We start from the raw sequence: 25,153 nt of genomic DNA, 5'->3' as shown, positions 1-25,153 counted from the left end.
CATGTCATTTCCATTTGATACCCGTTATGCTTCGCTTGAATTGTTGATTAAAAAAGCAAAAAAAAGAATGCCCCGCTTCGCGTTCGAATATCTCGATGGCGGCTGTAATGAAAACATTAACAGAGACAGGAATACAAGCGAATTGCGGGAAGTTTTGCTTCGTCCGCGATATCTAAATAATAATTATGCGGAAGCCAATATGGAAACCGAATTGTTTGGAGTTAAATATTCCGCACCTTTTGGAATTTCTCCGGTTGGTTTGCAAGGTTTGATGTGGCCCAATGCACCCGAAATTTTAGCAAAAGCAGCTTTCAAACATAATATTCCTTTCATTTTAAGTACGGTTACGACAAGCAGTCTTGAGCGGATTTCTGAATTAACGGAAGGAAAAGCCTGGTATCAATTATACCATCCGAGAGAAGAATGGCTGCGTGACGATATTCTCGACCGTTGCGAAGCTTCAGGATATGACGTGTTGTGCGTGTTATCTGATGTTCCAACTTTCGGATACAGAGCAAAGGAAATCAGAAATGGTTTGGCAATGCCGCCTCAATTGAATTTCAGAAACGTTTCCCAGGCGTTGGCAAAACCGGAATGGTGTCTGGAAATACTGAAACATGGCGTTCCCGGTTTTAAGACCATGGAAAAATACATGGATAAAAATATGGGTGTGAAGCAATTGGGACAGTTCATGAATTCCACTTTTTCCGGTAGATTAAATTCAGACAGAATAAAAGCTATCCGTGATAAATGGAAAGGGAAATTGGTCATTAAAGGCGTTGCATCAGATGAAGATGCTGCAGAAGCTGTTCGTTTAGGGTTCGACGGAATGATTATTTCAAACCATGGCGGAAGACAATTGGATGCAGGAGAATCTACGATTGCTGTTGTGAAAGACATCAGTGAAAAATACAAAGGTCAAATCAAAATAATGATGGACAGCGGCGTAAGAACCGGTCCGGATGTTGCCCGCGCTTTGAGCTGCGGCGCAGAATTTACCTTTATGGGAAGAACATTTATGTATGCAGTTGGTGCCTTAGGCGATAAAGGAGGGGATCATATTATTGAAATGCTTAAAATGCAGTTCAGACAGGTGATGGAACAGGTTTGTTGCGAAAAACCGGAGGATTTACAAAACTTCAGAGTGAAGTAATTTTTGATATGAAGATGGAAGATGGAAGATGGAAGATGGAAGTCGGAAGTTTAAAGTTTATAGAATAAATTTATCAATAGAAATGTGCTTTAGCCCGTTTTTCATTGTAAAAAATTCTGATTGGCTTTAGCCAAAACTTATCATTCTGTTGCTGGTTTCAAAATATTTTAAACGCAAAGATTAGTTTTAAGAACACATAATTTTAAGAAGCAAAGTAAGGCGACAAAGTCGCTGATGAAGCTAGCTTCGTAAGAATCAATTTATTGATTCCATTTTTTGCTAACTTAAAATATTCAGGATCTTAAATAAAACTTTGCGTCAAAAAACTAAGCAGGGCAAAATAAAAATTCGCAAAGACAACCTTGCGAATTTTGTTTATTACAATTTAGAAGTTTATTTCTTCTTCTCAGATTTCACAGCCTGTCTTGCCAACAATTTCCAGTCGTTTTTCATTTTTGCCCAAACCAACAATACATCTAATGTTACATCACCTAGAGCTTTTCCAGAATCAGCAGTCGTTGCATAAAAATGGTGGCGAACAATTGCTGTATTGCCGACAATATTGATCGTTTGATCGGTAATATCAATGGTTACAAAATCTGATTTTTTACTGACTAATTTATCGACAAATTCTGCTGAGTCGTCTATGTGACCTCCTGAATGCCCATACGTTAATTCCGGTAAAATCAAAGATTCTAAGGCCGATTTTTCACCGCTTATCATTGCTGATCTTAATTTTTCAGCAGCATCAGAAACCGCGTCTTTATCATTCTTTTTCTGTCCGAATACAGAAAGTGCCATTAAAAAAGTCGTGGCAAAAATTAATTTTTTAATCATAATTAAGCAATATTTAAGTAGTAAGCTTATATAGTAGGTATTAAAATGCAATCGATTGCGCTTTTAATTTTAAAAAAAATCTACAAAGAATCCCTTTGAATAAATTTAAAAACATTATTTACAGATTCCTTTTTATTTTTTAAAATCATATAGGCTGCGGATTCTCCCATGGCTTTAAAATCTGTAGTAATCACAGTAATTCCAAGCAATTCTTTAAGCGGAGTTTCGTTGTAGGAAATAATGCCGATGTCTTCACCCAATTTCAGATTTTTCTGTCTGATTTGTTTAACTAAATTCACCAGATCACGTTCCCGAATGGTGATGAAAATATCCTTATCCTGCAGTTCCATGTCGGGATAAATTTCGTCAAGAATTTCATAATCAAGCTTAAAATCCTTACAAAACTTCTCAAAACCACGCACAATACGGAAAGGATAGGGGTGAATGGATTTATCGGGATACACTAAAATTATTTTTTCATATTTCTTTATTTTATCTAAACCTTCTTTTAAAGCGTTGTAGATATCATGTTCGAAATCCTGAAAAATAGAGCCGTATTCCCCGGAAATATTAGGCTTGGTATTATCCAGCAATAGTAATTTATTTTTCGGTATTTGTTCAATCATATCCAACACCTGCTGTGTGGAGCTGGTGTGCTTAGACTGTTCATCCCTAAAATGGGGCATGATCACATAATAATCGAATCCGCCCAGGTTCTTTTTTAAGGAATTAATGAAAAGTGTTTCGTCACAATGATAAATATACATCTCAACATTGCCTTTGGTACCGATTGCATTGACGAAATAATTATAGATCATCATTTTATAAGTGCTCGGCTTATTGATTAGAAAGAAAATATTGATGACATCATTTTTATTAATACGGGAGATATAATAACCTTTTCCCTTTACAGATTCTATAATTTGCCTTTTCCGGAGCTCTTTATAAGCTTTTTCTACAGTATCTCTTGAAAGAAAGCAGGATTCGCTGAGTTCATTTATAGAAGGAATCTTTTCCCCAATTTTGATCTCCCCACTGTCAATTCCATTAAGGATAGAATCTACAATCTGTTTGTATTTAGGAACTCGGGAATGCTCATTGATTATTATTTCAAATGTTTCTGACATGATATTAAGATAGGAGATATTTGTTTCAGTTTAAAAATAATTCAAAAGTTACGAACGGTGTAAGGCAAGTTACAAAAATTTTATAATAACTTTTTTGATATGCTTTTAATGATTGTAAATGTTTACATATTTATTATAATTGTGACTATCCCGGTATATAATATAACGGAAAAATACAATTTTAGTATATAAAGGTGTAAAAACTTAAGTATAGCTTACTATAATAAAGCCGTTTGATTATACTTAATCTGAAGTTTATTTCCTGTAAAGCAAAAAAACACAAAAATGGATTTTGGAATTAAATTTTAGTGTTTATAATTTCAAAGACAAAAGAGGTAGACGTTTCGAACTTTCCTCCCTGCGTGGCTCCGAATAGAAATTTAGGGGTCTTACCGTCTTTGTCCATTAAAATCATGGGGCGTTCTAATCTCCCGAATCGTTTTAAATGATTAGGTGGTGCAGGCTCCTTAATATAAGTTTTCATATTAAGATAAGCGATTTCCGGTTGGGACCATTGAAGACCGTTCCTGGAAGTTAGATGTAAACCGTATTCATGATTAAAAAATCCCATATCACGGGCCACTATATGGAATTTCCCGTTTTGTTTCCAGATAAAGGCATCTTCCAGCTGGGCATTGCCGGGCAGCAATGAAAAATCAATGATAGGATTTTCCTTTATTTTCTCATACGGACCTGAAGGGTGATCAGCCTTTGCCAGTCCATATTTTCGGTTTCCCCTTACCGGACCTTTCTGATTTTCATATTCTTCAGTGTTCCATGATTTATAAAAAAGCCAGAATTTGCCGTCATTTCCTTTTATAAAAGCTGGGTTTGTAGTACAATGGTCATCCCACGAGCCTTTTTCTCCGGGAAGAAGCAGCGGTTTTTCAGGCCTTATCCAATCTCCGTCAAGGGTTTTTGAAGTGGCAAGGCCTATTCTTTTGGTATTTGTTTTTCCATTTTGGTTGCCCATGTAGAAAAGATAATATTCGTCTTCTACTTTGGTAATTAAAGGATTATGACAAGTGGTGGCATCCCAAAATTCGCCACCTCTGGGAGCGAGAATAACTTGTTTATGCTTGAATTCTCCATAAGGGGACTCGGCTTCTGCACGGCAAATCTCAGAACCGTTAAGCCAGCCACCCATTCCTTTTTCTTTTTCCCATCTGGAATAAAAAAGATGAACCTTACCGTCTTCGCCCCAAATCGGAGAATTACACCAAATGTAATAGTTCTCTAATGAAAAGGTTCGCCCGATTGGTTTTAGGTTGAAATAAGGTTTGTCGGAAGATGAACCTGTAAATGACAACCCCAGAACCGCAGCTGTGATCCCAAGGGCTGAAGTCTGTAAAAAATCTCTGCGTGTAAAGTGTCTTGGCTTGTCCATCTTATATCGATTTACTGCTAATTTAGCATAAACATATAAGCAGACTGTCCTGTACTTTCGGTGAATTCTTTAATCTGAACTTATATCTATTCTATCTTTATTTGGTTTGATTTTGAAAATTTAAAGTCAGGGCATAAAAAAGTCTGCCTTTCAGCAGACTTCAACTATATGAATGTGAAATTTTTTAAGGCATTTTCTTGAAACCTTCCGCTTTTATTTTCCATGAACCGTCTTTTGGAAAACCTGGAAATTCACCTTTAGAATTGTCCCAACCTTTAAGCATCATGGCAACGGTTGTTAAAACGCCGCCATTTCCCGGAAGGTAAATTCTCAAGCGACCATCCTGAAAATTATGTCCGTTTTTCAGATACGTATTTGTCTGAATGTTCATAAAAAGCGCATCCAGAGCTTTATTTGGAAGTCCAAGTCTTGCAGCATTCATCGCTGTCATCGGAAAATCCCAACCCCAGGTATGCTCCCAATTCCATCTTTCCCAAACGATGTCCAACGTGTTTTTCATAATTTTTTTATCCAGTTTCGGAGATTCAGGAACCATTCCCAACGCACCGAGAACCGCAGGGTGATCGGTCATCCATTTTGGAAATGTAAAAGAGTCTTTTGCCGATTCGGTAGACAGATAAACACCATCCTGAACCGGGAGTGGAGCTAATTTTGAAATCACGTCATCCCATTTCTTATCTCTCGGCTGTCCCAATCTTTCCTTCCATTGTTGCGCTGTTTTCAGTGCCCAATCCCAATAGGCCACTTCATAAGTCGGATTGTAAGTATCTTTTGCAGGGAAAACTTCCTGTGCAGGAATGACTCCTTTACCTAGATTATAACGGTTTTTCTCTTTGTCATAAGTAGCAAAATCTGCCATAAAATCTGCTGTTGCAAAAATCAGGTCCTTATATTTTTCCAAAACTTTCTTATCCTGCTTGTCACGGTACAAAAGTTCGGTCATATAAATAAGATGCGGTTGTTCCCAGATCAAAAATGCAGCAACAGAAGAAGGACTTTCATTTCCATCATTATCAGACATTTTAATCCATCTAACGCCTTTGTAACCTTGTCTTTCGGCTAGTTTTTTTGCTTTGTCAAACGATCTGAAATAATAATCTAGTTGTTTTTCCAAAATTTCAGGTCTTCCCCATAAAGCGTAATGAACACCGTGCCACCAATGCATTTCTGTATGCGGTTTTCCGTACCAGCTGTTGAATGTCAACCCCGTTTCCTGTGGCGGATTGCTTCCTCCGCATTGAACTTTTGTTAAATATTCTGACAACACAACTCTGCGTTCCAGTTCAGTCGCTCTTGGATCTGTACTTCCTTCAAAATCAACGGCAGCACCGCTCTTCCAGAAAGATTCCCATCCTGAAGTGCTTTCTTTTTCTGCATCAGCAAATAGTGTTTTACTGCTTTTTGGATTCTTATATGAAAATTCAACACTTAATTCTATTGTTTTATTTTTAGAAGAAGGTTCGTATACGAAATAATGTTTCCCCGTTTCCCGTAGTTTTCCATCTGTGAAATAAAATTGAGTATAATAATCAGAACTCTGCAATTGGTGTTCAATCAATCCCTGAGTTTGATTTGATGAAATAATTTTTGTTGAATGATCATTTTCATTTCCGTAAAAAGCAGCGTCATCCAAAAATTGTCCTGTCGGAGAAGGGTAACGTGCAAAAACTTTCAATCTGTTTTGAGAAATTAAATCCGACTCAATTTTAACTCCAATTTTATCGGAATTTTGAAAAGAAGCAGTCCAGACTTTTACTGGAATTCCGTCCAGAGAAAATTCACTCGTGATAATTCCTGTCCAAAGATCAATTTTTTGATTAATGTTTGTTAAATCTGAAATCTTCGCTTTCTGACCGTCTTTTTTAATCAATTCAAGACCAATATTTCCTAATTGCAAACGGTGTTGATTCACGCGGAAATATTCTACAGCGCCTTTGTTTCGCTCCGGTTCTTTTAATTGAACACTATACAATGCTTTGCGCCCGTCATTATTAAAATCATAAGCTTTTAATGTTTCATCAAATGTATAATTCTGAGTGTTTGGAAAGCTGTTCCAACCCCATTCAGACTGAGTTCCGAGAGAAACACCTTTCTTGTAATATTGAGGAAACGACTGCATTCCGGTAATGTCGACCGTATACGCAAATTTCCCGTTACCAACCGTTAAAGAAGATAAAGTATCAGCTTTTGTGTTGACGATATTATGTCGCTGAACGACTTTTTTACGGTCAATTTTTTGAGCATTGAGAGAAGAAAATCCAATGCAAAAAAGGCTCAGATATATGACTAATTTCTTCATTTTTTTAATTTATTTTATTGAATCAGGCGTTGTCGAACTTGAAATAAGTTTCGGCTAAAGCCTTGATATTTTTGTTATGTATAACGTCTCTATTGATATTTTATATTTATTTAAGGACAGTGGCACTCATCAATCCGATGACGACATCGTTGCTTACTGCTGTTAATTGTATTGATTTTAATTCTTTATTCGGATCAATCGGCAAATCAAGAATAGTTGCAGCACCACCTTCTACAGCACGGTCTGTGAATCCTTTGATGCCCGAATATTTGGTTAAGCTTCCTCCTTTGTATAATTCTCCGGTCTTCAATTTTACCCGGTACGGAATTTTATCATCCGGAATTTCAAAAGCGAAATTATCATCCAGTAAATCCTGCTCAATAGGCCACCAGTTTACCGGATTTTTTAATTCTAAATCTGTGTGTGAACCGTCAGCATATTGAACGGTAATTGTTCCGTTGGTAATCTGTGACTGCATCGGATTGGTAGAACCCGCCATCAGAAAATAGATTTTTTTCCCTTTTCCTTTCAACGGAATTTCAACTGATTTCGGGAAATTATCCCACTGGCTGGTAAAGACAATATTTTTATCTGCATTATCAATTAAAAAAGGAATTCCGAGAAAATCAACTTTACCGTTTTTTCTCTTATTCATCAATCCACTGTCGTCAATCTGAGCAGTGATCAACGGATAACACCAATTCCCGATTCCCTGCCACGGAAGCTGTAGAGTAGGGACGCTGAGTCTTGGTGAAAGATATTTTTGATTAAAAATTTGGGTAACTTTTTCATTATATTTTGACTGTAACGAAACAGGATTAAATTCACCTTGAGTTTCAATTTTCCAGTCTGTGATTTCTACATTTTGCTTGATTCCATTATATTCAAGTTCAATAGAATTGGTTCCTTTACTTAAAGAACTTGTTGGAATCTCAATGAATTTCATTTCATCTTTTTTAACAGAAAAAGGATCAACAAAACCATTAATAATCAATTTTCCATTAATCGGGTTTGATGATTTGGATTGAATCTGGAACTTTTTATTCACCCATTTAATTTGTAAAGGATATTGAATATCAACATTTATAGGTTGCCACCATTTCGTTCCGTTTTGTTCTAATTGAACGAAAAAAGTTCCCTTTCTTTCCTGTTGATTTAATTCAAACTTGTGGTTAACCACCCCGTCTTCTCTCTTCGGTCGAATCCACCCTTCCAGAGGAGGGGAATTTTTAATCAGCTCTTGTGGATCGTAGATTTGGGTGATTTTCTTTTTTGGATCTAAATTCAATTGAAGATTTTCAGAAATATAATTTATATAATCTGCCTTTTCAGCTGTTAATTCTTCCCCAGAATAGGTGATTTCAATGGTAAATTCTTTCCCTTTTTCTGTTTCCAGTTTTACAAAAGGCTGTAGAATAGAATTAGGCTGTATCGCCCATTTCACTTTTTTACCGTTTACCGTTACTGATTTTATCTGAGAATGGTTTACCGGAATCAACAATTCAAGTGAAACAGGATTTGTAAATTTTGATTTAAACCAGTAATTCGTTTTTTTAGAATTTCTTTTAAGTTTAAATTCCCAATCCGGAATTTTCAGTTCTGCAAAATTCCAGTCTTTTGGAAATCCAGGTTTTATGTTAACTTTATTTTCTAATAATTTTGGATAAACTCCAAAAAGTCCTTCCGTTAAAGTTCTTGCAGCAACACCGATCGGATCGGCAAAATCTCTATACAATTCTCCGCGAAAAGCATCATAATGCGATAACTGTTCGAAATTTCCCGGACTGATTCCGTAGTACATACTTTCGGCAATATTTCCCTTCCAAAGTCGGAAGGCATCTTCGTTTCTCCCTGATTGCCAATAGGCTAAAGCCGTCTGTAAGTTTTCTGCTAAAGCAACATTATTGAGTGACCAATCGTAAGGCTGCCAGTTTGTTGTCGAAAGTGTATAATAGTTTTTATCAGCTTCTCCCTTTACCGTTACCGGAATCTTCGGGATGTAATTATTAATATATTGTGTGTTTTGATAATCTTCAAATTCATTTAAAATATAAGCATCCGAAACATGATAAATTGACCAGATTCCTGGCTTGTCATGAAGAATTTGATTGCCCAAAGCATCTTTAAATTCAGCGAAATAACCGTTCTTTTTGATCCAAAGCTGGTTTTTCATAGCATTTAAAATAGATTCAGCTTCTTTTTCGTAAGGAGTAGAATCTTCACCAATCAATTTCGCCAGTTTCGCCATTTCACGATTGGCTCTGTAGTTATAGGCGGAAGTATGTGTCACCTTTCCACCCGAATATTGCAATGCGTCACTTGCCCAAATTGCAGCATAAGCATCATAAAGGTCGCCCCGTTTGAAATTTCTTTTTTCCCAATCCATGTGACGAACCATTGTTGGCCACATTTTCTTCAGAAATTCTTTATCTCCGGTGTAATTGAAATGCGAAAACATCTGGTCAAAAAACACCAGATTCATATCATAATGATGTGGTTTTGAATTGTCATTTGGGTTTCTTGAAATATATCCGCTGGAAAACACCGAAGTTCCCATTTTCTCTTTATGTCTTGCCAAATGCAAGAGTGTATCCATTTCAACGGGCGCAGAATCCGGCTTCAAAACCTGAGAATTTGCATAGCTTTCAAAATGTTCTTTTGCGCGGTCGTGCCAACTGAGAACATCAGCTGCATAAGCTCCCCGCCACGCATTTAATCTCATCCTCCAGGCAATGGCGCCGTGCATAAAGGTCGGGCTTTCCCAGATTCCGTCTGCGGCAACCGCCAATGTTGCTCCGAAATTATTCAAATCTGCATCTGGAGTTTTTAGCTGAATTCTATTGATTAAATTTAATCGGGATTGTTCGGCTTCTTTAAAAATAGTTGCAAGTTGGTCGTCTGAAAAATTTTTATCTGATTTACCTTTTTTAATTTGAATGTAAACAGGATTTTTCTGTGCAGAATAAGTTGCGTAAATTATTGGAGATTGCTCTGCTTTATTTTGTGTAAAATCAGACAGTTTTTCCAACGTTTTCGCATCTGTCAATTGTAATGAATTAGCATTTGAAAAACTTCCGTTGATAAGCTGATTTTCTTTTTTCTTGTTTAAATAAGTAAGCTCAAACTGGTTTTTATTGATTTGAAACTGATTGCCTTCACAATATTCAGGAAGCAGATAAAATCCTGACTCCGGATCGGCACCGATGTCTCCATTTCTGCTGAATGTCGTTCCGCTTGCACCGCCATAAACGGCATAAATTTTAGTTGAAGAATCTACGTTTTCGGTTTCCATTTTTAAAACCAAACCTTCTTCTTTTGATTGAGCTAAAACGGTTAATTTTAAGCTCCCATTTCCAAGAATCGGATCTTTAATGGTATAAAGCATCGATCCGGGACGATGGCGGGTTTCAATTTTATCGGCTTGAATTAATTTTTTAATTGAGTTTCCTTTCTGAATAACGAACTGAAGATTTCCTCCCATACCCGGAAGATATAATGCAAATTCAGGTAAATCTCCGGCTTCCACCCGCGAAGCACGATTGTCTCCATACAAAGCACGGTTGAATCTGTATTTTCCGTTGACCAACAAAAAATCGCCTTTGTCTTCTTTATAATGCAGTTCTCTTTCGTTTCCTTGCCAATGTTTAGACTGGGAAAAAGAATAGAATGATAAAACAATCAGTCCGGCTAAAATGGTTTTTTTTCGCATTTTATTTTAATTCAGTTAAAGGCTTTCCGTTTACGGTTACGTTTTTCAGCGTTACATTTTTTAAGAAATCAACTTTATATGGAATTTCAACGCCGTTCATTTTTGCATTGATCATGGTGAAACCCGTTACCGGAGAAGTTTCGTAAGCATCGGAAAGAACGGCATATTTTCCGCCTTTTTCTACGGTTAAATTTTCTACCCAAATATTTCTGATGATCGGAATATAATTTCCAGGTTTTTCGTAATGCATATTGAAACGTACCGCAGCTTCTTTATAAGCGCCCACTTTTGTGTTGTAAAAAAATACATTTTCAATGATTCCGCCGCGGCTTGAGCTTGTTTTAATCCTTAAGGCTCTATCAAGATTCTTACTGTCCATCACATTTCCAATGGCGTAAATATTTTTTGCTCCGCCTGCGATTTCGCTTCCGATCACAACACCGCCGTGTCCGTCTTTCATTTCACAGTTTTCGATGATGTGGTTCTCTGCTGGTTTGCCGATATCCCTTCCGTCTTCATCTCTTCCGGATTTGATGGCAATACAGTCATCTCCTGTATCAAAATATGAATCTTTGATCCACACATTTTTACAAGCTTCAGGATCGAAACCATCATTATTAGGACCGTGGCTGATTACTTTTACTCTTTCAATCAAAACATTTTCACACAGCACAGGATTCAAATTCCACATGGGAGAATTTTTAACCAAAACATCCGCCATATAGAAATTTTTACTTTTATAAGGCTGAACGAAATTGGGTCTTAAATAATATCCGTCTCCAAAAATTCTTTCTCGGGCAGGTTTTCTCTGAGCCATATACTCGTGAAGTTTTGCGCGGGCAGGATTTTGTCTTCCCGGACGGGATTCGTTATATCCATATTTTGTTGCACCGCACCAAAACCACCAATGGTCGTTATCAGAATTCCCATCTAATGTTCCTTTTCCTGTTACGGCAATATTTTCTTCTTCGTAAGCGTAGATTAAAGATGAATAATTCATACACTCCATGCCTTCCCATCTTGTGAAAACGATAGGGTAGTCATTGCTGTCCTGGCTGAATAAAATAGTAGATCCGTCGCTTAAATGAAGATTAACATTGCTTTTTAAATAAATAGCCCCGGTTAAAAATATTCCGTTTGGAACAACAACTCTTCCGCCGCCTTCTGCATTACACTTTTCAATAGCTTTTCTAAATGCTTCCGTATTTTTTGTTTTTCCATCACCAATGGCTCCAAAATCTGTAATAAGATAATCCTTATTTCTGAAATTTGGCTTTACCATTTGTTTTTTAAGTGCCTCAATTTCCTTTAAAGGTTGTTCTGAGGAAGTCCACGGTTTGTATTGCGCCGAAGCGGGAATTGATATAATGAATGCGAAAAGTATTAAAGCATATTTTTTCATAATGTTAGAGAAATATTAATTTAAGAAAGCACATCAATAGTAAGAATCTCTTTCTTTATCGCAATCTAAAATAATTATGATTAAAAATTATCCTGCACTGTCGGTATTAAATTTTTTAAGATAATGATATACTTAAATGTACCAATCTATTTCCTTTAAATTTAACAAACTACGGATTTCCGTAAAGCAACCTTAAAATATTAATTTATTTTTATAACTAATTTAATATTTTATTTATGGCAAAATTTATTACTCGTATAGAATTACAATATGCTGATTCTGATGATTATGAAAAACTTCATGCAGAAATGGAAAAAGAAGGATTTGAAAAAACTATTATAGGTGATGATGGTCAAAAATTTCATTTACCTGATGGTGAATATTTTTATGATAAACCTATTCATATTAATGCTTATGAAAAAGATTTTGATGCAGTTTTAAACAAAGCTATTAAAGCAGCTAATAAAACTAATAAGTCATTTAGAGCTATAACAAGCAGAACAGATGCTTTGAAATGGCACAATCTCAGAATAAAGAATTAATTTATATCTCCTACATAAAATCTCATGTAGGAGATGTTTTTTCTATTCTTCAGAATTTGTATGTGCATTAGAACCATCTCGATCTTCTTCCCAATTTGCTTGCCATGTAATATAAATATCTTTGTCTGGTTTTTCTACCGAGACAACAACACAATTTGGAATTTTATTCTCTTTAATTTCTTCTGGAAAAACAAAAAATCCCCTATTTTTCAATTCATTGAATAACTCTCTGTTAGTTAATTTTTCTGTTGTCATAATTTTAAAATTTTAATGATTAAAGTTTAATATAACAACTTTCTGTTTTTGATGCCTCAACCCCATTAAATGCAAATGGTTGAAAACGAGCATTGTACAATGCTCGTTTTTTAACTTGAGAAAGTAAGTGCTTTAGTTTTTTAAAGTTAGTTGAATTCAAGAAATTTTAAATTATAGCATTATGAAAAATTTCATTAATTCAACCAAAAGTTATAGTAGAACAACTAACAGAACTTTCTCTTCTCAGGGCTATTTAATTGAAGAAATACAAAATGAAAGTTATACTGAATTTAAAACTATTGAACAAGCTCCTACACTTTCATCAATTAGTTTTTCAAGATATTTTTCATTTTTTAACAAGCCACTTAATTTAATTCTTAAAGTAGAAGGTTTAATATCTTTTTGCTGTTATCTAAAAGAACCAGCTTTTATCAGCTTTCTACTATTTATTAAATTAAGTATCACTCAAATTCTTAATGTTTAATTAAACAACTTTCGATTTACAACTAGCTGAAATTCATGCAGTAAAACTTTCTAAAAATAAGTTTTGCTGCATTGTTCAGCCTCACCAAATTTTTATAATTTTAATAAAACAAAGATGTTAAGTTATTCAAAATCAGAATTTAACAATACAGAATTCAATTCTCTAATTAAAATGATAGAGGTCTTAGATACCGAACATAAATGCAGAGAATATCTTGAAGAATTACGTTGGAATGGAGAACCAGTTTGCCCTCATTGTGGAAGCGTCAGAGAAAACCATTACAAGCTAAAACAGGCAGGAAAATTTAAAGGTCTTTATAAATGCAAGGATTGCAGAGAACGTTTTACTGTAAGGGTTGGAACTATGTTTGAAGATTCAAATATTAAATTCAAAAAATGGTTTCTAGCAATCTATATATTTGCTTCCCACAAAAAAGGAATTAGTAGTCATCAATTAGCTAAGGATATTGATGTGACTCAGAAAACCGCTTGGTTTATGCTATCAAGAATAAGAAATGCCTTTAAAGCTGATAAATTGGGAAAATTTGATGGTATTACTCAAGTTGATGAAACATTCGTTGGAGGAAAGAACCAAAAGAAGTCAAAGAAAAATAGAACAGAAAATACTCAAGGTCGTAGCACTAAAACAAAAACTGTTGTATTTGGTCTTTTGAGTAATGGAATTGTAACAACCGAAATTGTTCCAAATACAAAAGGAAAAACTTTAATTAATGTTATCAAAAATATGGTTGAAGAAGGCTCAATTGTAGTTAGTGATGGTTGGGTTGGATATTCAAAACTTTATAAAAATTTCATTCATAAAAAGATTCCCCATAATGAGGGATTATATGTGAAAGATAACTTTCATACAAATAGCATTGAAGGATTTTGGAGTTTGTTAAAACGAGGTATTTTAGGCATCTATCATTCTGTTAGTCCTAAACATCTACAAAAATATTGTGATGAATTTGCTTTCAGATATAATACAAAAAATTACAAAGAGGGAGATAGGTTTAACCTTGCATTGCTTACTGCTACTGAAAGGCTTACTTACGAAGAGTTGATTGGTTAGGTTTTGAAAGTTGTTATATTAATAAAATAATGACAGAATGACATAGTTATATATTAGGTATAAATATTGTAGTATATGTAAAATATAGCAACATTTATAAATTTTCACTATAAATGTTTTGATTATTAGATGGTTGTGATTACTTTTGTTGAAAATTAATAGCCTTGATAACTAATGAAAGTGAATTATCTAATGAGGATAATTATATAAAACCTGAATTTCATAAACAATTAGATGACTTTTTAGCTAATGCCGAACATAAATATAAAACAATTCAATCATTAGTTTGTGTTCATGTTATAGAAAGAATATATAGGAGAGTTAAGCTAGGATATGGTCGACATTTTGGTGGTGTAAAAGTGAATATAGAAGAGAATTTAATTATAGATGGCAATCATAGATATATAGCATATGAAATGGCTGGTTTCGATTATGAAATTATTCCACAAAATAAGAATCATTGTGACAAACCACCATATAGAGATATTAAAACATTTGAGGTTGATTATGAGGTTGATTGGGACATGGGTCACCCTCATACAAGAAAGTTTTGTAATGACGACTTTTTAAAAGATTTCGATAGAGATTAAATAATGAAAGTATTTTTAGACATAGATGGAGTAATGGTTCATGCTAATCCTCATAGAAAAGTAGAGTTAGAGGATGATGGATTTTACAGATTTGCATATAAGGCAATATCTGCTATTAATTCTATTGAAAATGCTGAGATTATTTTATCAACATCTCACAGACATAGATTTACAATTAATATTTGGGAAAAAATGTTTGTAAAACGAGGTGTTCACTTTATATCTATTTCTATAATTGAAACTGAAAATTCCTATAAAATTTCAAGACGAGAAGAAATTGAAAAGTGGGTAGAATTTAAACATTATAGCGTTAATGAGATTATTATTATTGATGATGATAAATCTTTAAATGCTCTACCTAAACATCTAAAAGATAGAGTTGTTTTAACAAGTCCATACAGAGGATTGGATGATGATAATGAAATAAAAAAAATATTAGAAAAAGGAGCTTATAAATAGCTCCTTTTCATTTTACAACCCAAGCACTCCCATAGAAGCACCCAGATAATTATCAAACTCATTAGAATTCTTCAAGTAGCTTTTATCTAAAGTTTCATAATCAACTCCCCATAACTTATCATTCAAAGCAACGAATTGTTTGTTCAAATCCATTGCTGATTTAGTTAAGGTTGTCCAGGCTGAAATATCAGCTTTTGACATTCGGTTTCTTTGTAATCTATATATTCTGATATAATTATCAAACTTGGGATTATATAACAATGCTTGTTTTCTTAATCCTTGCATTTGATCAAACCATGTATCTATTTTCTTTAGATATTGATTATCCTTTTTCAAGGTATTGTATAAAATAGCATCACATGGAACTTTATAATGTTTTGTGATAATGTACTTATGACCATTTTGCTCGGAAGTTTTATAACCTATAGAGGTTAATAACTTCTCAACGTTTACGGTATCATTTATTACAAGGATATTTTGAAATGTATCATAAAGTAACATATAGAATTTACCTGTTTCAATGTTTTCTATCAAAGTATTAGATTTACCTGATGGATACCCTAAGTAACTACGTAAATCATCCGACAATTCATTCTTTAAAAATCGGTTTTCAACATCATCTGCTGAAATAAGCATAGTGCTTGATATTTCTTTATAGTTACCTTTCAATTCCTCGAGGTTCACCAAAGGTTTTTCCATATCAATCATATATGCATTTCTTTTTGCTATCATATTTGATTTTACGAGTCCATCAGTGTACTTTTCTTCTTCAGGAAAGTTTTTAAGTTCTTCTACTAATTCAGGATATTCAGTCACAACTGATGGTATATAAGCATTGTATTCACCATTCTTCTTAAGACGAATATAACTTCTTAGTTCTTTAATATATAACTTGATTGTTTGCTTAGATGCTGATTTACCTTTTTCATCAATAAGAAATAATTGAATATTTAGTTTTGGTCTTGGTGATGGATTGTATGAACTATCAGGTATTGAAAAAGTCGATTCGGGTATTTTCAATTCTTTTACTAAGGCATTAGCCTTATTAAGTAGGTTCTTATCATTAGTCTTAATATAATCCAAAAGGCTTTCGATAATCGAATTTGCTTTATCATAATAAGACGAATCTAGATTTTTAACGGTCATATATTCATCGTATTCTTTTTCTCTTAATTCTTTAAGGTCTATCAATTGTTGATATTGATTTGTAGGAACTTTCCCTTTAACAAAAGGGTGATATTCTACTTCTTTTGTTGTAATAGGATAAACCATGCTTTGTTCAGCTTTAAGTTTGCTGATAACCTCGGAATTGATACTAAAAGTTGCTTGTGCTGATAGGTTTGCAAATATCAATATTGAACATGATGTTATAGCTTTGAATGTAGATAATTCAAATTTCATTGTGTGGTAATTTAAGGTTTAACATAAAAACATTCCTAAAGAGGAATGAAAAATAAAGCGTGGACAATGTACCACGCAACCTTAGGATTACCACACCCTAAAAAACAATGATACAAAGCCACGCCAATACAGGCGTACCTTATATACATTATTTGTCTTTTCTATGGTGAAGTTAAAAACTTCGTTGTGGTAATTTTAGGTTGACAATAATGCAATTAAGCACGATTTATTTTCACATTCTTAAAGAATGATACTTTATTACCACAAATATAATAAAAATTGTTAAGGCTGAAAAGGATAAACCCTCTTAAATAGAGGGTTTGCTATATTAGAAAATATTTAATTTGAATATGGTTTTCCGTAAAAATACGGATTGTTTATAGGCAATTATAGTGTTACTTTAGCAAAAAATAATGAATGACAGAAATTGATAAATTAGCTCTATTAAGCAGATTAAACATTATATTAGCAATACAAAATACTTCTATTCATCTTGACATATCTCCAATGATGAATTATTCTGGTATAGAAATTGAAAAATTTGTTAGGTGGCCTAAAGATGTAGATTTTACGGATTATGATTATACTGAAATAATTAAAGATGCAACAAGTCAACAAAAAAAATTAACTTCCTATGACATGGCATCTGGAAACTTTGAAATCTTACAATGTTTGAAGAACCATACAATTGATAAATATTCTTTTGAAAAATATTTACAGTTATATGAAGAAAATAAGGAGATATTAGATATGAAATATGATTATTGATGTTCTATAAAACTCACATAAGTTTTCACTGAATGCATCATTATGCTTAGCAATATATGGACATAAATAAGAAAATGAATACCATTTAGCATTTTCAATTTCTAATATCATATCTTTTTCAAAATCTTCTGGACTTGCATATCCATAAATATCAAAATATTGACATGCCTTTGGATAAGTAGTTCTATAAGTAGTATTCTTGCATTGGTCAATCATATAATCTTCAAATCTTTCTTGAAATAATGATTCTACTTGTTCAAGATTTAAATACATTTCACCATTTGACATTTCAAGAACATCTAAATTTACATCATACTCTTTTGAGAAAAACTGATGCTTTTGCTTTATTTGTAAACTCATAGCATTAGTTTTCTTTAGCTAGTTCTTCATTGGACTTAGTTTCTTCTTGTCCCTCTTCTAGGTTGTTATTTTCGTCAACTTGTTTTTCAGTAATTTCTTGGACGATTGCAATAGTAGATCCCTCTAAGTTTTCAGTGATAAATTCTTTTAATGATTTCATAATATTTGAATTTAGAATATATATACTACATCGAGGTTTGGTAACTTATAACAAACGCAGTTTGTACTTTAAATGCTACAAAATAAAACAGCATCATCTTGATACTGTTTTATTTCATATTGTATATTTATCTTAATAAACATTAGTTCTAGGTCTTTTTGGAAAATAATCAATACCATTATTTAATTCTACAAATTTCTTAATAATCTCAAAATCATTAATTGCTGAATAAATTTCAAAATTCGAAAAGCAATATTGGTACAAATTGTATTCTCTCAATTCCTTATCATTTAAAAATTGGATTGTATTATGTAAATCTTTCTTCTCTGAAAAATATTCTTCATCCAAAATAGTTAGAATTAGATTTTTACTAATTGGAAATATTATCTCAATGCCTTCTGCCCAAAAACCCGAATACAAAGATAATTTTTGTTTAAGGTGAGGTTTTAAAAGTATTGGGTTGTCTGATGTTAAAACATTATCTGACGTATAATAAAATATCCAGATTTTCTTTGCTAATTGCTCTTGAATATCATATCTCCATTTATCATCTAAAATAAAATTTGAATGCAATGCAGATGAATACTTTTCATCAAATTCTAAATTTGGTTTATTAGCATTTTTGAATTGAGGATTAGCCATTGAAAGAAAAGATGATATTATATCAATTCTTTTTGAATACATATCTTTATGTAGATTCCAATGATTTTCAATAAAATTCGGATGCCTAATATGTTGCATAGCAATTAATTCTGCGAAATAATCCTTATCAACTTCATTTAAAACATTATTGTGAATATTTTTCTTGTCCCAATTTTCACATAATTTGATTATTTTTTGAATTACATCATTTAAAATTGGCTCGAAGCTATTTGCAAATACTTCTGTTTCGATAAATTTATTTTTACCTTTAAATTCTTCAAGTAAAAATTTATCATCTACATCATAGAATCGTTTCTTGCCTGCTATATTTGATATTGACTGAGGAAAAACTTTACCATTATTACCTTTTCTATAAACAAAAAGACTTTTATCATCGAATATAAAGTTCTTTAAATAACATTCAGGAATGTAATGCTGATATATGTGAGTTTCTTTTTCCATTTGATTTTTAAATAATAGACTTATTATAAAATTAAAGTTTATTTTTATTAATTCAAATGGTTTTTTTCATGAAGATCTGGTTTAATTATTTTGGTACATTATTATATATCATTATCTTTTTTAATTGCTTCCGGGAATATTTTATAATAGAAGGTGACATCATATTTCTAATTGAAAAAAGAGTTTGAAAGGTTTTTGTGTGCTATTATGAGAGAAGCCTTAAAGACGGGAATAGTGTTGTAGTGATGACAAAAGATAATAACTACGACAAATCCCTTGAGCTATTGCACCAGCTTCTGTCGGATCAGTTTGAACGAATCCATAAATCCTATTTAGTTAATTTCCTGCAGGTGGATAAGGTACTTGTCAATATAGGTACCCGTTACAGTGTACTGCTTAAAAACGGGCGAAGTATTGTCTGTAGGCCGCTCCAAGTATAAAGAACTCAAGAATAAGATGATCTGATTTTTGATAGAGTAAGTGGTTTATTTGTACTTTTTTGTATTTTAGCAGACGCCCGGGAAACGGATGATTTTCACTGATCAATGAATGAGTATAAGATGTTTTTCAGGATAAAAAAAACTAAAAAATAACCCAAAGATTGTATCAAACCATGGAAAAAGAAATATCAGAGTTAACCGATCAGGAACTATTAGAAAAAATAAAAAAGAAAAAGTCTAACGATATCATTAATGCGGTCATCCTGGGATTTCTGATTGGTATTGCCGCCTATAGCACTGTAAAGCATGGGTTGGGACTTTTTACTTTTCTTCCTTTACTTTTTGTTGTTTTTGCAGCCAACAAATGGGGGAAAGATAAAAAAGCATTAGAAGAAGAATTTAAATCAAGAAATCTGACCAAATAATAATTTTAATATCTTTTAATATCCAAACATTACCATTAAAAAATAATCCTATGCATATAAAACCATTCACCCTCATTTTAACTCTACTTTTTCAATTCATGAGCTTAACTGCATTTTCACAGAAAGCTGAAGGCTTACATTCTTTATTGGATAAAAATTCTGAATTTATTTTCCCGCAAACCACCGACAAAGTTTCTAAAGCACTTCACGCAGAAACGGTTTTCTATGGAGATGCCAATGATGAAAAATATGCCAAGTGGCTTACTAAGTCAGGGTTGGAACTATATTGCAGCCTCGGACAAAATGATGTAATCAACGAAATGTTTTTTGATATTCCGGATGATAAAGTGATCATTGTAGAAGGCCTGCCTTTTGGTCTTGCTATGAACAAAACGACATTACAGGAAAGCAAAATCAAATTCAGTAAATATGATGCTAAGGTTCAAAAGCTTGGAGAAGACAGCTCATTTTCGGGCGGCTCAAAACTGATTTTCAAAAAAGGGAAATACTATACAACATTGTTTTTTGACGATAAGAATCTTCTGAAATTTATAGGTCTTACCACAGAACTTGTTGATCCGGCTGCCGGTTAACAGGTATTCCTGTTTCAAAATAACACTCGGTTTTCCAGGTAGATAAGAGCAAAACCTTCAGATTAATTCTGAAGGTTTTGCTTTTTTAGTATTTATCTTAATTTTCTTTAATTACGCAAAAATTGTCCTATTCCCACAGAATCGAAAGTAAAAACAGACTTGTTTTCAGACTTATCTATTTTACTGCTGATGGTTAATGCCCATAAAACTAATTCTTTACAGAAATTTTGATCTTCTATGTTTAGTTCTGAAGCATTTTCTTCAATAAGGGTTACTAATGGCTTTATACTGTTTAGTTTAGCATAGAATTCTTCATCCGTATCATTGTAGTTGAGCTCAAGATGATTTTTATTGAACCATCTGATAAGATCTGTGTATGGTGTTTTTATATCTTCTTTTTCCAGTTTAGGGATCCGTGGGAATATACTTTCAAACTGTCTCATCACCGCTTTGTCAATTAATATTTTTGCTACATAATCTGCTCCTTCCTGCTCACCTTCATACACCAGCTCAATTTTCCCAGTGATGGATGGAATAATAGACATAAAATCGAGCAAACGTACTGTAGTTTTCTCAGCATCTGATTCAATCAGGCGTAATTTTGCTGCGGCCACCAGATTCTCCATAGCACTGATGGTCAGACGGGCGCTTACTCCGCTTTTGGCATCCACATATTCACTGTCACGGGCTGCAAAAGCAACTTCCTCCAAAAGATCTTTTGCCAAACTGCTGATTTGTATCTGCGACTGATCCTCAGGAGAAATCATGGCTTCCTGCTCTGTGATCTGTCTGGCCAGTGCAATGGTTTTAGGATAGTGGGTGAAAATTTGTGACCCTATTCTGTCTTTAAGCGGCGTAACAATGCTGCCACGGTTCGTATAATCCTCCGGATTCGCCGTAAAGACAAATTGAATATCCAGTGGCATTCTCAATTGAAATCCACGGATCTGAACATCTCCTTCCTGTAAAATATTAAATAAGGAAACCTGAATTCTTGCCTGTAAATCAGGAAGCTCATTAAGGACAAATATGGAACGGTTTGCACGGGGAATCATTCCGTAATGCAGCACTCTTTCATCAGAATAGGGTAGTTTTAAAGTAGCTGCTTTAATGGGATCTATATCACCGATTAAATCGGCAACATTCACATCGGGAGTCGCCAGTTTTTCGAAAAAACGGTTAGAGCGGTGTACCCACGAAATAGGAGTTTCATCACCTAATTCTGCAATAAGGTCCCTGGCGAATTTTGAGATAGGATGGTAGGGGCTGTCATTGATCTCAGATCCTTTTACAATCGGCATATATTCGTCAAGAAGGCTCACCATGCTTCTTGCAATTCTTGTTTTTGCCTGTCCGCGGAGCCCCAACAGATTAATATGATGACCGGCAAGAATAGCTTTTTTCAGCTGGGGAATCACAGTGTCTTCATAGCCCCAAAGACCTTCAAATACAGGTTCTTTAGCTTTAATTTTTGCAATCAGGTTAGCCTGAATTTCTTCATTAATCGTTTTATCAGTATATCCTGATTTTTTTAATTCTTTAAATGTGATATCGTTTTTCATTTTTTTAGTAATACTATTTATCGGATGAGAATGGAACGCTTTTATCAGTTGGTTTTGATAGTTGGTATTAGCCTATGCCGTCTGATTATATTCTCTTTATTCTGTTTTTTTCGTAATCTTCAAAAATCATTTGTCCTAAACCTGAAAGGCCTGTAAGAAACGCTTTTCCCTTGTTTTGGGCTGTAAATGCTTCTACAAATTGACGGAGATATGGATCCTGGGCAATCATAAAGGTGGTAATAGGAATTTTCAGTTTTCGGGCTTGTGCCGCTTTATTGAGACATTGGGAAACAATCTTTTCATCCAGGCCATAGCTGTTCATATAAAATTCGCCGCTGGGTAGCTGAATGCAGCTTGGTTTCCCGTCAGTGATCATAAAAATCTGTTTATTGGTATTTCTTTTTCTCCTAAGAATATCCATGGCCAGTTCCAGTCCGGCAACCGTATTGGTATGATAAGGACCGACCTTTAGATAGGGAAGGTCTTTGATCTTTATCGGCCAGGCTTCATTTCCAAAAACAATAATATCTATAGAGTCTTTAGGATATTTGCGCTTTATTAATTCTACCAATGCCATGGCTACTTTTTTGGCTGGCGTAATGCGGTCTTCACCATATAAAACCATGGAGTGGCTGATATCGATCATCAGTACGGTACTCATTTGTGCTTTATGTTTGGTTTCCTCTACGATGAGGTCATCTTCCGTTAAGCGGAGGTCTGAAATTCCATTATTGATCTGGGCATTTTTCAGACTTTCCGTTAAATTCAATGTAGCAAGGTCATCTCCGTATTGAAAAGACCGGTTTTCACCCTCGCGTTCATCTCCGGTTCCTGCTTTGGTGGTACGGTGATTTCCGGTTCCTTTTTTTTTCAGTTTCCCAAAGATTTGGTCCAGGGCATATTCACGCAATGCCGATTCCAATTTCGGAGTCAGTATATTTTTTCCTTTGCCTTGTCCTGAATTACCCTCTTCAGGATCTTCTTCTTTGATGTATCCTCGCTTTTTTAAGTCTTCTTCAAAATCTTGAAGAGAATATTCATCACTAAAAATATCATATTCTTTATCAAGCATGTCGAGCCATTCAAAGGCTTCCTCAATATCGCCGGAAGTGTGGGTAAGTAAATCTTTGAAAACATCAAAGACCCGGTCAAAATGTGATAATTCTTCCGGAACATGTTTACTGAACGTAAAACCTCTCTGAGAATTAAAATCTTTATTTGTCATAAATGATGAAGCTGTATTGGATTGCGAATATCTGAGATAGCAATTGAAATGCAGAATCGTTACACAGCTGAGTAACGTTTTACTTCATTCGAAATGATCCCCGGATATTCTGTAATTTTATTTTCTTAAACGTTACAAGTTAGGAAATTATCATATCAAGATTCCTGATGAAAGATAGAAAATACTAATGATAACGATATGAAAACAGAATATAATAGGGTTAAAGTAGGTGGACTTATGACATTCAATAAAAACTATTTTTATTTATTCGTGAAACTTTAGACCGTCAAGAGCTTTATCTACCTTTCTACGATCACCATACACAATAATACCTACTAAATCCAGGGTTTCTGCGGGATGTTTTGCAATTTCTGCAACATTTTCTTCGCCTGAGCGGGTATCAAAAAGCTGACGGGTATAAATTCCGATCGCTAATTCACGGTCTCTGGAACGGCGGAAAGCTCTATGCAGTTTTTCATCAGTGTCTGCTTTATAAATGAGAGTGGGATGCTTGATGAATGGCAGAAATTTTTCATTGTCTGCAGTGATGAACTCCTGACCATGGGTCTCCGGAAATTCAATAGCAATACTTCCTGCCAGAAAAGAAACAACGTTAAGTTTTTGCCAGGCTAATAAATCGTCCTTAATGACGATGGCTACTTTTTTATCGTACATTATTGATCTTTTAAATTTAATTCCATTTGAATATTGCATCGTTGGTAGGGAGTAGAGCGTCCTGTTATTTTCTGGAATCCCAATTTATAGTAGAGGCTGATGGCAGGTTTCAATAGCGTGTTGCTTTCAAGGTAGAGTTTTGAAGCCCCGGATTCTCTGGCAGCATTGATCATTGCACACCCTAGTAACCAACCCATATTTTTCCCTTGTGCTTTTGGTGAAACGGCCATTTTTGCCAGTTCGAAATCATAATCAGGATCATCCATTTTTATGAGAGCACATACGCCCAGCGGTTCATTATGGTATAAGGCTACCATTATTTTTCCGCCTTTATGTAAAATATATTCCTCCGGATTGTCTAATGCTCTATAATCGGCTTCTTCCATGTTGAAGTAGCTGGAAATCCATTCTTCATTGAGCGCTTTAAAAACCGTCTGATACTTGGGTTCATACTCTACAATCTGCACCTCTTTACTTTCGCGGATTTTCTTTTGTTCCTGTACTCTTTTTAATAACGACTTTTGGGCTAGCAGAAATTCCCATTCAGCAAGTGCTTCCCATAGATTGTGGGTTGCCTCACTGATTATTCCGTCAATAGCCTCGTCAATATCAGCACACTGAATTTTTATCTTTGATGAAAGTTCGATCCCTTTTTCTGTAAGTCCCACTACATTTCTCCGTTTGTCCTGAGAGGTAAGATTATCCTGTACCAATCCTGCTGCAGCCATTTCCTTTATTATTTTTGTGACGGAAGGCTGTGAATGTCCTATTTCCCCTGCAATCTCAGTAATGGTTCTGGAACCGTCCTCTGATAAAACAAAAAACACAGGGAACCATTTGGGGGAGAAATCAACGTCATACAATTCATAGATTTTTGCAGCCTCCTCTGTCATGTTTGATGCCATAAACCGCAGCCGGCTGCCCAAAGCGATTTTTCCGGTCTTTTTAAATAAATTCATAATATAATTGATTATATAACTGGTTATGCAAATGTAGTATATTATTCTAAAACTAAGGCTTATTCTTAAAAAAAATATTTGATACCAATATAAAATAATGATAAATAATATGTTATGTGTTGAATAAAAATAAAAAGTTATCACC

At 34.1% G+C, this 25,153-nt stretch carries 25 protein-coding genes; 10 read left to right on the top strand and 15 right to left on the bottom strand.

Annotated elements, in window-relative coordinates:
* Window position 1 precedes the first annotated feature (1 nt).
* Window positions 2-1,153 carry an alpha-hydroxy acid oxidase gene (locus tag MP478_RS16570; RefSeq protein ID WP_257201062.1) on the top strand — a complete coding sequence of 384 codons (1,152 nt, stop codon included), beginning with the start codon at window positions 2-4 and terminating at the stop codon, window positions 1,151-1,153.
* A 393-nt stretch (window positions 1,154-1,546) separates the two neighbouring features.
* On the opposite strand, the gene MP478_RS16565 is transcribed toward MP478_RS16570, so the two are convergent.
* The 6 genes from MP478_RS16565 to MP478_RS16540 form a co-directional block, all read right to left on the bottom strand.
* Window positions 1,547-1,990, bottom strand: a complete 444-nt coding sequence (locus MP478_RS16565) for a nuclear transport factor 2 family protein (protein WP_257201061.1) — start codon at window positions 1,988-1,990, stop codon at window positions 1,547-1,549.
* Between the two features lie 80 nt (window positions 1,991-2,070).
* Window positions 2,071-3,117 (bottom strand): GntR family transcriptional regulator, encoded by a 1,047-nt coding sequence (locus MP478_RS16560; RefSeq protein ID WP_230038362.1) that lies wholly within the window; start codon window positions 3,115-3,117, stop codon window positions 2,071-2,073.
* Window positions 3,118-3,415: 298 nt separating this feature from the next.
* Window positions 3,416-4,504 (bottom strand): twin-arginine translocation signal domain-containing protein, encoded by a 1,089-nt coding sequence (locus MP478_RS16555; protein WP_257201060.1) that lies wholly within the window; start codon window positions 4,502-4,504, stop codon window positions 3,416-3,418.
* A gap of 184 nt (window positions 4,505-4,688) precedes the next feature.
* Window positions 4,689-6,824, bottom strand: a complete 2,136-nt coding sequence (locus MP478_RS16550) for a hypothetical protein (RefSeq protein WP_257201059.1) — start codon at window positions 6,822-6,824, stop codon at window positions 4,689-4,691.
* 106 nt (window positions 6,825-6,930) lie between these two features.
* A complete protein-coding gene (locus tag MP478_RS16545; RefSeq protein ID WP_257201058.1) occupies window positions 6,931-10,533 on the bottom strand; it encodes a DUF4450 domain-containing protein in 3,603 nt (1,200 codons plus the stop codon).
* Between the two features lies 1 nt (window position 10,534).
* Window positions 10,535-11,935 (bottom strand): glycoside hydrolase family 28 protein, encoded by a 1,401-nt coding sequence (locus tag MP478_RS16540; protein WP_257201057.1) that lies wholly within the window; start codon window positions 11,933-11,935, stop codon window positions 10,535-10,537.
* Window positions 11,936-12,171: 236 nt separating this feature from the next.
* Here MP478_RS16540 and MP478_RS16535 point away from each other — a divergent pair, with 236 nt between their 5' ends.
* Window positions 12,172-12,477, top strand: coding sequence for a hypothetical protein (locus tag MP478_RS16535; protein ID WP_257201056.1), 306 nt, complete (start codon window positions 12,172-12,174; stop codon window positions 12,475-12,477).
* A 42-nt stretch (window positions 12,478-12,519) separates the two neighbouring features.
* Here the strand turns inward: MP478_RS16535 and MP478_RS16530 are convergent, their stop codons facing one another.
* Entirely contained in the window at window positions 12,520-12,732 is a 213-nt protein-coding gene (locus tag MP478_RS16530; protein WP_257201055.1) for a hypothetical protein, read from the bottom strand.
* Between the two features lie 181 nt (window positions 12,733-12,913).
* Between MP478_RS16530 and MP478_RS16525 the strand changes: the two genes are divergently transcribed.
* The 4 genes from MP478_RS16525 (at window position 12,914) to MP478_RS16510 (ending at window position 15,336) form a co-directional block, all read left to right on the top strand.
* A complete protein-coding gene (locus MP478_RS16525; protein ID WP_257201054.1) occupies window positions 12,914-13,216 on the top strand; it encodes a hypothetical protein in 303 nt (100 codons plus the stop codon).
* 114 nt (window positions 13,217-13,330) lie between these two features.
* Window positions 13,331-14,287, top strand: coding sequence for an IS1595 family transposase (locus MP478_RS16520; protein ID WP_373691720.1), 957 nt, complete (start codon window positions 13,331-13,333; stop codon window positions 14,285-14,287).
* Window positions 14,288-14,451: 164 nt separating this feature from the next.
* Window positions 14,452-14,877, top strand: coding sequence for a hypothetical protein (locus MP478_RS16515; RefSeq protein ID WP_257201053.1), 426 nt, complete (start codon window positions 14,452-14,454; stop codon window positions 14,875-14,877).
* A gap of 3 nt (window positions 14,878-14,880) precedes the next feature.
* Window positions 14,881-15,336, top strand: a complete 456-nt coding sequence (locus tag MP478_RS16510) for an HAD domain-containing protein (RefSeq protein ID WP_257201052.1) — start codon at window positions 14,881-14,883, stop codon at window positions 15,334-15,336.
* 12 nt (window positions 15,337-15,348) lie between these two features.
* Here the strand turns inward: MP478_RS16510 and MP478_RS16505 are convergent, their stop codons facing one another.
* Window positions 15,349-16,737, bottom strand: coding sequence for a hypothetical protein (locus MP478_RS16505; protein ID WP_257201050.1), 1,389 nt, complete (start codon window positions 16,735-16,737; stop codon window positions 15,349-15,351).
* 417 nt (window positions 16,738-17,154) lie between these two features.
* Between MP478_RS16505 and MP478_RS16500 the strand changes: the two genes are divergently transcribed.
* Entirely contained in the window at window positions 17,155-17,505 is a 351-nt protein-coding gene (locus MP478_RS16500; RefSeq protein WP_257201049.1) for a hypothetical protein, read from the top strand.
* On the opposite strand, the gene MP478_RS16495 is transcribed toward MP478_RS16500, so the two are convergent.
* From MP478_RS16495 to MP478_RS16485, 3 genes are all read right to left on the bottom strand, one after another.
* Window positions 17,482-17,865 carry a hypothetical protein gene (locus tag MP478_RS16495; protein ID WP_257201048.1) on the bottom strand — a complete coding sequence of 128 codons (384 nt, stop codon included), beginning with the start codon at window positions 17,863-17,865 and terminating at the stop codon, window positions 17,482-17,484. The two genes, MP478_RS16500 and MP478_RS16495, sit on opposite strands and share 24 nt — an antisense overlap.
* 4 nt (window positions 17,866-17,869) lie before the next feature.
* The gene (locus tag MP478_RS16490; protein ID WP_257201047.1) at window positions 17,870-18,025 is read right to left on the bottom strand and encodes a hypothetical protein; all 156 of its coding nucleotides are present in this window, start codon (window positions 18,023-18,025) and stop codon (window positions 17,870-17,872) included.
* A gap of 132 nt (window positions 18,026-18,157) precedes the next feature.
* Window positions 18,158-19,129, bottom strand: a complete 972-nt coding sequence (locus MP478_RS16485) for a DUF4238 domain-containing protein (RefSeq protein ID WP_257201046.1) — start codon at window positions 19,127-19,129, stop codon at window positions 18,158-18,160.
* Between the two features lie 245 nt (window positions 19,130-19,374).
* Here MP478_RS16485 and MP478_RS22615 point away from each other — a divergent pair, with 245 nt between their 5' ends.
* From MP478_RS22615 to MP478_RS16475, 3 genes are all read left to right on the top strand, one after another.
* Entirely contained in the window at window positions 19,375-19,569 is a 195-nt protein-coding gene (locus tag MP478_RS22615; RefSeq protein ID WP_373691722.1) for a LytTR family DNA-binding domain-containing protein, read from the top strand.
* Window positions 19,570-19,742: 173 nt separating this feature from the next.
* On the top strand, window positions 19,743-19,994 hold the full coding sequence (locus MP478_RS16480) for an FUSC family protein (RefSeq protein ID WP_257201044.1): 252 nt from the start codon (window positions 19,743-19,745) through the stop codon (window positions 19,992-19,994).
* Window positions 19,995-20,092: 98 nt separating this feature from the next.
* Entirely contained in the window at window positions 20,093-20,587 is a 495-nt protein-coding gene (locus MP478_RS16475) for a hypothetical protein (protein WP_257201043.1), read from the top strand.
* 107 nt (window positions 20,588-20,694) lie between these two features.
* On the opposite strand, the gene MP478_RS16470 is transcribed toward MP478_RS16475, so the two are convergent.
* The 4 genes from MP478_RS16470 to MP478_RS16455 form a co-directional block, all read right to left on the bottom strand.
* Window positions 20,695-22,149: a sigma 54-interacting transcriptional regulator gene (locus MP478_RS16470; protein ID WP_257201042.1), complete on the bottom strand. Its 1,455-nt coding sequence runs from the start codon at window positions 22,147-22,149 to the stop codon at window positions 20,695-20,697.
* Between the two features lie 85 nt (window positions 22,150-22,234).
* Entirely contained in the window at window positions 22,235-23,374 is a 1,140-nt protein-coding gene (locus MP478_RS16465) for a VWA domain-containing protein (protein ID WP_257201041.1), read from the bottom strand.
* A 264-nt stretch (window positions 23,375-23,638) separates the two neighbouring features.
* A complete protein-coding gene (locus tag MP478_RS16460) occupies window positions 23,639-24,049 on the bottom strand; it encodes a DUF2000 domain-containing protein (protein WP_230038383.1) in 411 nt (136 codons plus the stop codon).
* Entirely contained in the window at window positions 24,049-25,008 is a 960-nt protein-coding gene (locus MP478_RS16455) for a helix-turn-helix domain-containing GNAT family N-acetyltransferase (RefSeq protein ID WP_257201040.1), read from the bottom strand. The genes MP478_RS16460 and MP478_RS16455 overlap by 1 nt, the downstream gene beginning before the upstream one ends.
* Window positions 25,009-25,153: the final 145 nt, after the last annotated feature.

Source organism: Chryseobacterium sp. WG14 (genome assembly GCF_024586945.1).
Taxonomy (GTDB): Bacteria; Bacteroidota; Bacteroidia; order Flavobacteriales; family Weeksellaceae; genus Chryseobacterium.
Note: the sequence above shows the minus strand (reverse complement) of the source record. Positions and strands in the feature narration are given on the sequence as shown.

Excerpts from the sequence above, each read along its gene's own strand:
- MP478_RS16545 (WP_257201058.1), bottom strand. The coding sequence starts at position 10,533 with ATGCGAAAAAAAACCATTTTAGCCGGACTGATTGTTTTATCATTCTAT.
- MP478_RS16480 (WP_257201044.1), top strand. The coding sequence starts at position 19,743 with ATGGAAAAAGAAATATCAGAGTTAACCGATCAGGAACTATTAGAAAAA.
- MP478_RS16500 (WP_257201049.1), top strand. The coding sequence starts at position 17,155 with ATGACAGAAATTGATAAATTAGCTCTATTAAGCAGATTAAACATTATA.
- MP478_RS16460 (WP_230038383.1), bottom strand. The coding sequence starts at position 24,049 with ATGTACGATAAAAAAGTAGCCATCGTCATTAAGGACGATTTATTAGCC.
- MP478_RS16570 (WP_257201062.1), top strand. The coding sequence starts at position 2 with ATGTCATTTCCATTTGATACCCGTTATGCTTCGCTTGAATTGTTGATT.
- MP478_RS16525 (WP_257201054.1), top strand. The coding sequence starts at position 12,914 with ATGAAAAATTTCATTAATTCAACCAAAAGTTATAGTAGAACAACTAAC.
- MP478_RS22615 (WP_373691722.1), top strand. The coding sequence starts at position 19,375 with ATGACAAAAGATAATAACTACGACAAATCCCTTGAGCTATTGCACCAG.
- MP478_RS16490 (WP_257201047.1), bottom strand. The coding sequence starts at position 18,025 with ATGAAATCATTAAAAGAATTTATCACTGAAAACTTAGAGGGATCTACT.
- MP478_RS16470 (WP_257201042.1), bottom strand. The coding sequence starts at position 22,149 with ATGAAAAACGATATCACATTTAAAGAATTAAAAAAATCAGGATATACT.
- MP478_RS16550 (WP_257201059.1), bottom strand. The coding sequence starts at position 6,824 with ATGAAGAAATTAGTCATATATCTGAGCCTTTTTTGCATTGGATTTTCT.
- MP478_RS16455 (WP_257201040.1), bottom strand. The coding sequence starts at position 25,008 with ATGAATTTATTTAAAAAGACCGGAAAAATCGCTTTGGGCAGCCGGCTG.
- MP478_RS16535 (WP_257201056.1), top strand. The coding sequence starts at position 12,172 with ATGGCAAAATTTATTACTCGTATAGAATTACAATATGCTGATTCTGAT.
- MP478_RS16465 (WP_257201041.1), bottom strand. The coding sequence starts at position 23,374 with ATGACAAATAAAGATTTTAATTCTCAGAGAGGTTTTACGTTCAGTAAA.
- MP478_RS16510 (WP_257201052.1), top strand. The coding sequence starts at position 14,881 with ATGAAAGTATTTTTAGACATAGATGGAGTAATGGTTCATGCTAATCCT.
- MP478_RS16475 (WP_257201043.1), top strand. The coding sequence starts at position 20,093 with ATGAGCTTAACTGCATTTTCACAGAAAGCTGAAGGCTTACATTCTTTA.
- MP478_RS16565 (WP_257201061.1), bottom strand. The coding sequence starts at position 1,990 with ATGATTAAAAAATTAATTTTTGCCACGACTTTTTTAATGGCACTTTCT.
- MP478_RS16495 (WP_257201048.1), bottom strand. The coding sequence starts at position 17,865 with ATGAGTTTACAAATAAAGCAAAAGCATCAGTTTTTCTCAAAAGAGTAT.
- MP478_RS16540 (WP_257201057.1), bottom strand. The coding sequence starts at position 11,935 with ATGAAAAAATATGCTTTAATACTTTTCGCATTCATTATATCAATTCCC.
- MP478_RS16505 (WP_257201050.1), bottom strand. The coding sequence starts at position 16,737 with ATGAAATTTGAATTATCTACATTCAAAGCTATAACATCATGTTCAATA.
- MP478_RS16520 (WP_373691720.1), top strand. The coding sequence starts at position 13,331 with ATGTTAAGTTATTCAAAATCAGAATTTAACAATACAGAATTCAATTCT.
- MP478_RS16485 (WP_257201046.1), bottom strand. The coding sequence starts at position 19,129 with ATGGAAAAAGAAACTCACATATATCAGCATTACATTCCTGAATGTTAT.
- MP478_RS16555 (WP_257201060.1), bottom strand. The coding sequence starts at position 4,504 with ATGGACAAGCCAAGACACTTTACACGCAGAGATTTTTTACAGACTTCA.
- MP478_RS16530 (WP_257201055.1), bottom strand. The coding sequence starts at position 12,732 with ATGACAACAGAAAAATTAACTAACAGAGAGTTATTCAATGAATTGAAA.
- MP478_RS16560 (WP_230038362.1), bottom strand. The coding sequence starts at position 3,117 with ATGTCAGAAACATTTGAAATAATAATCAATGAGCATTCCCGAGTTCCT.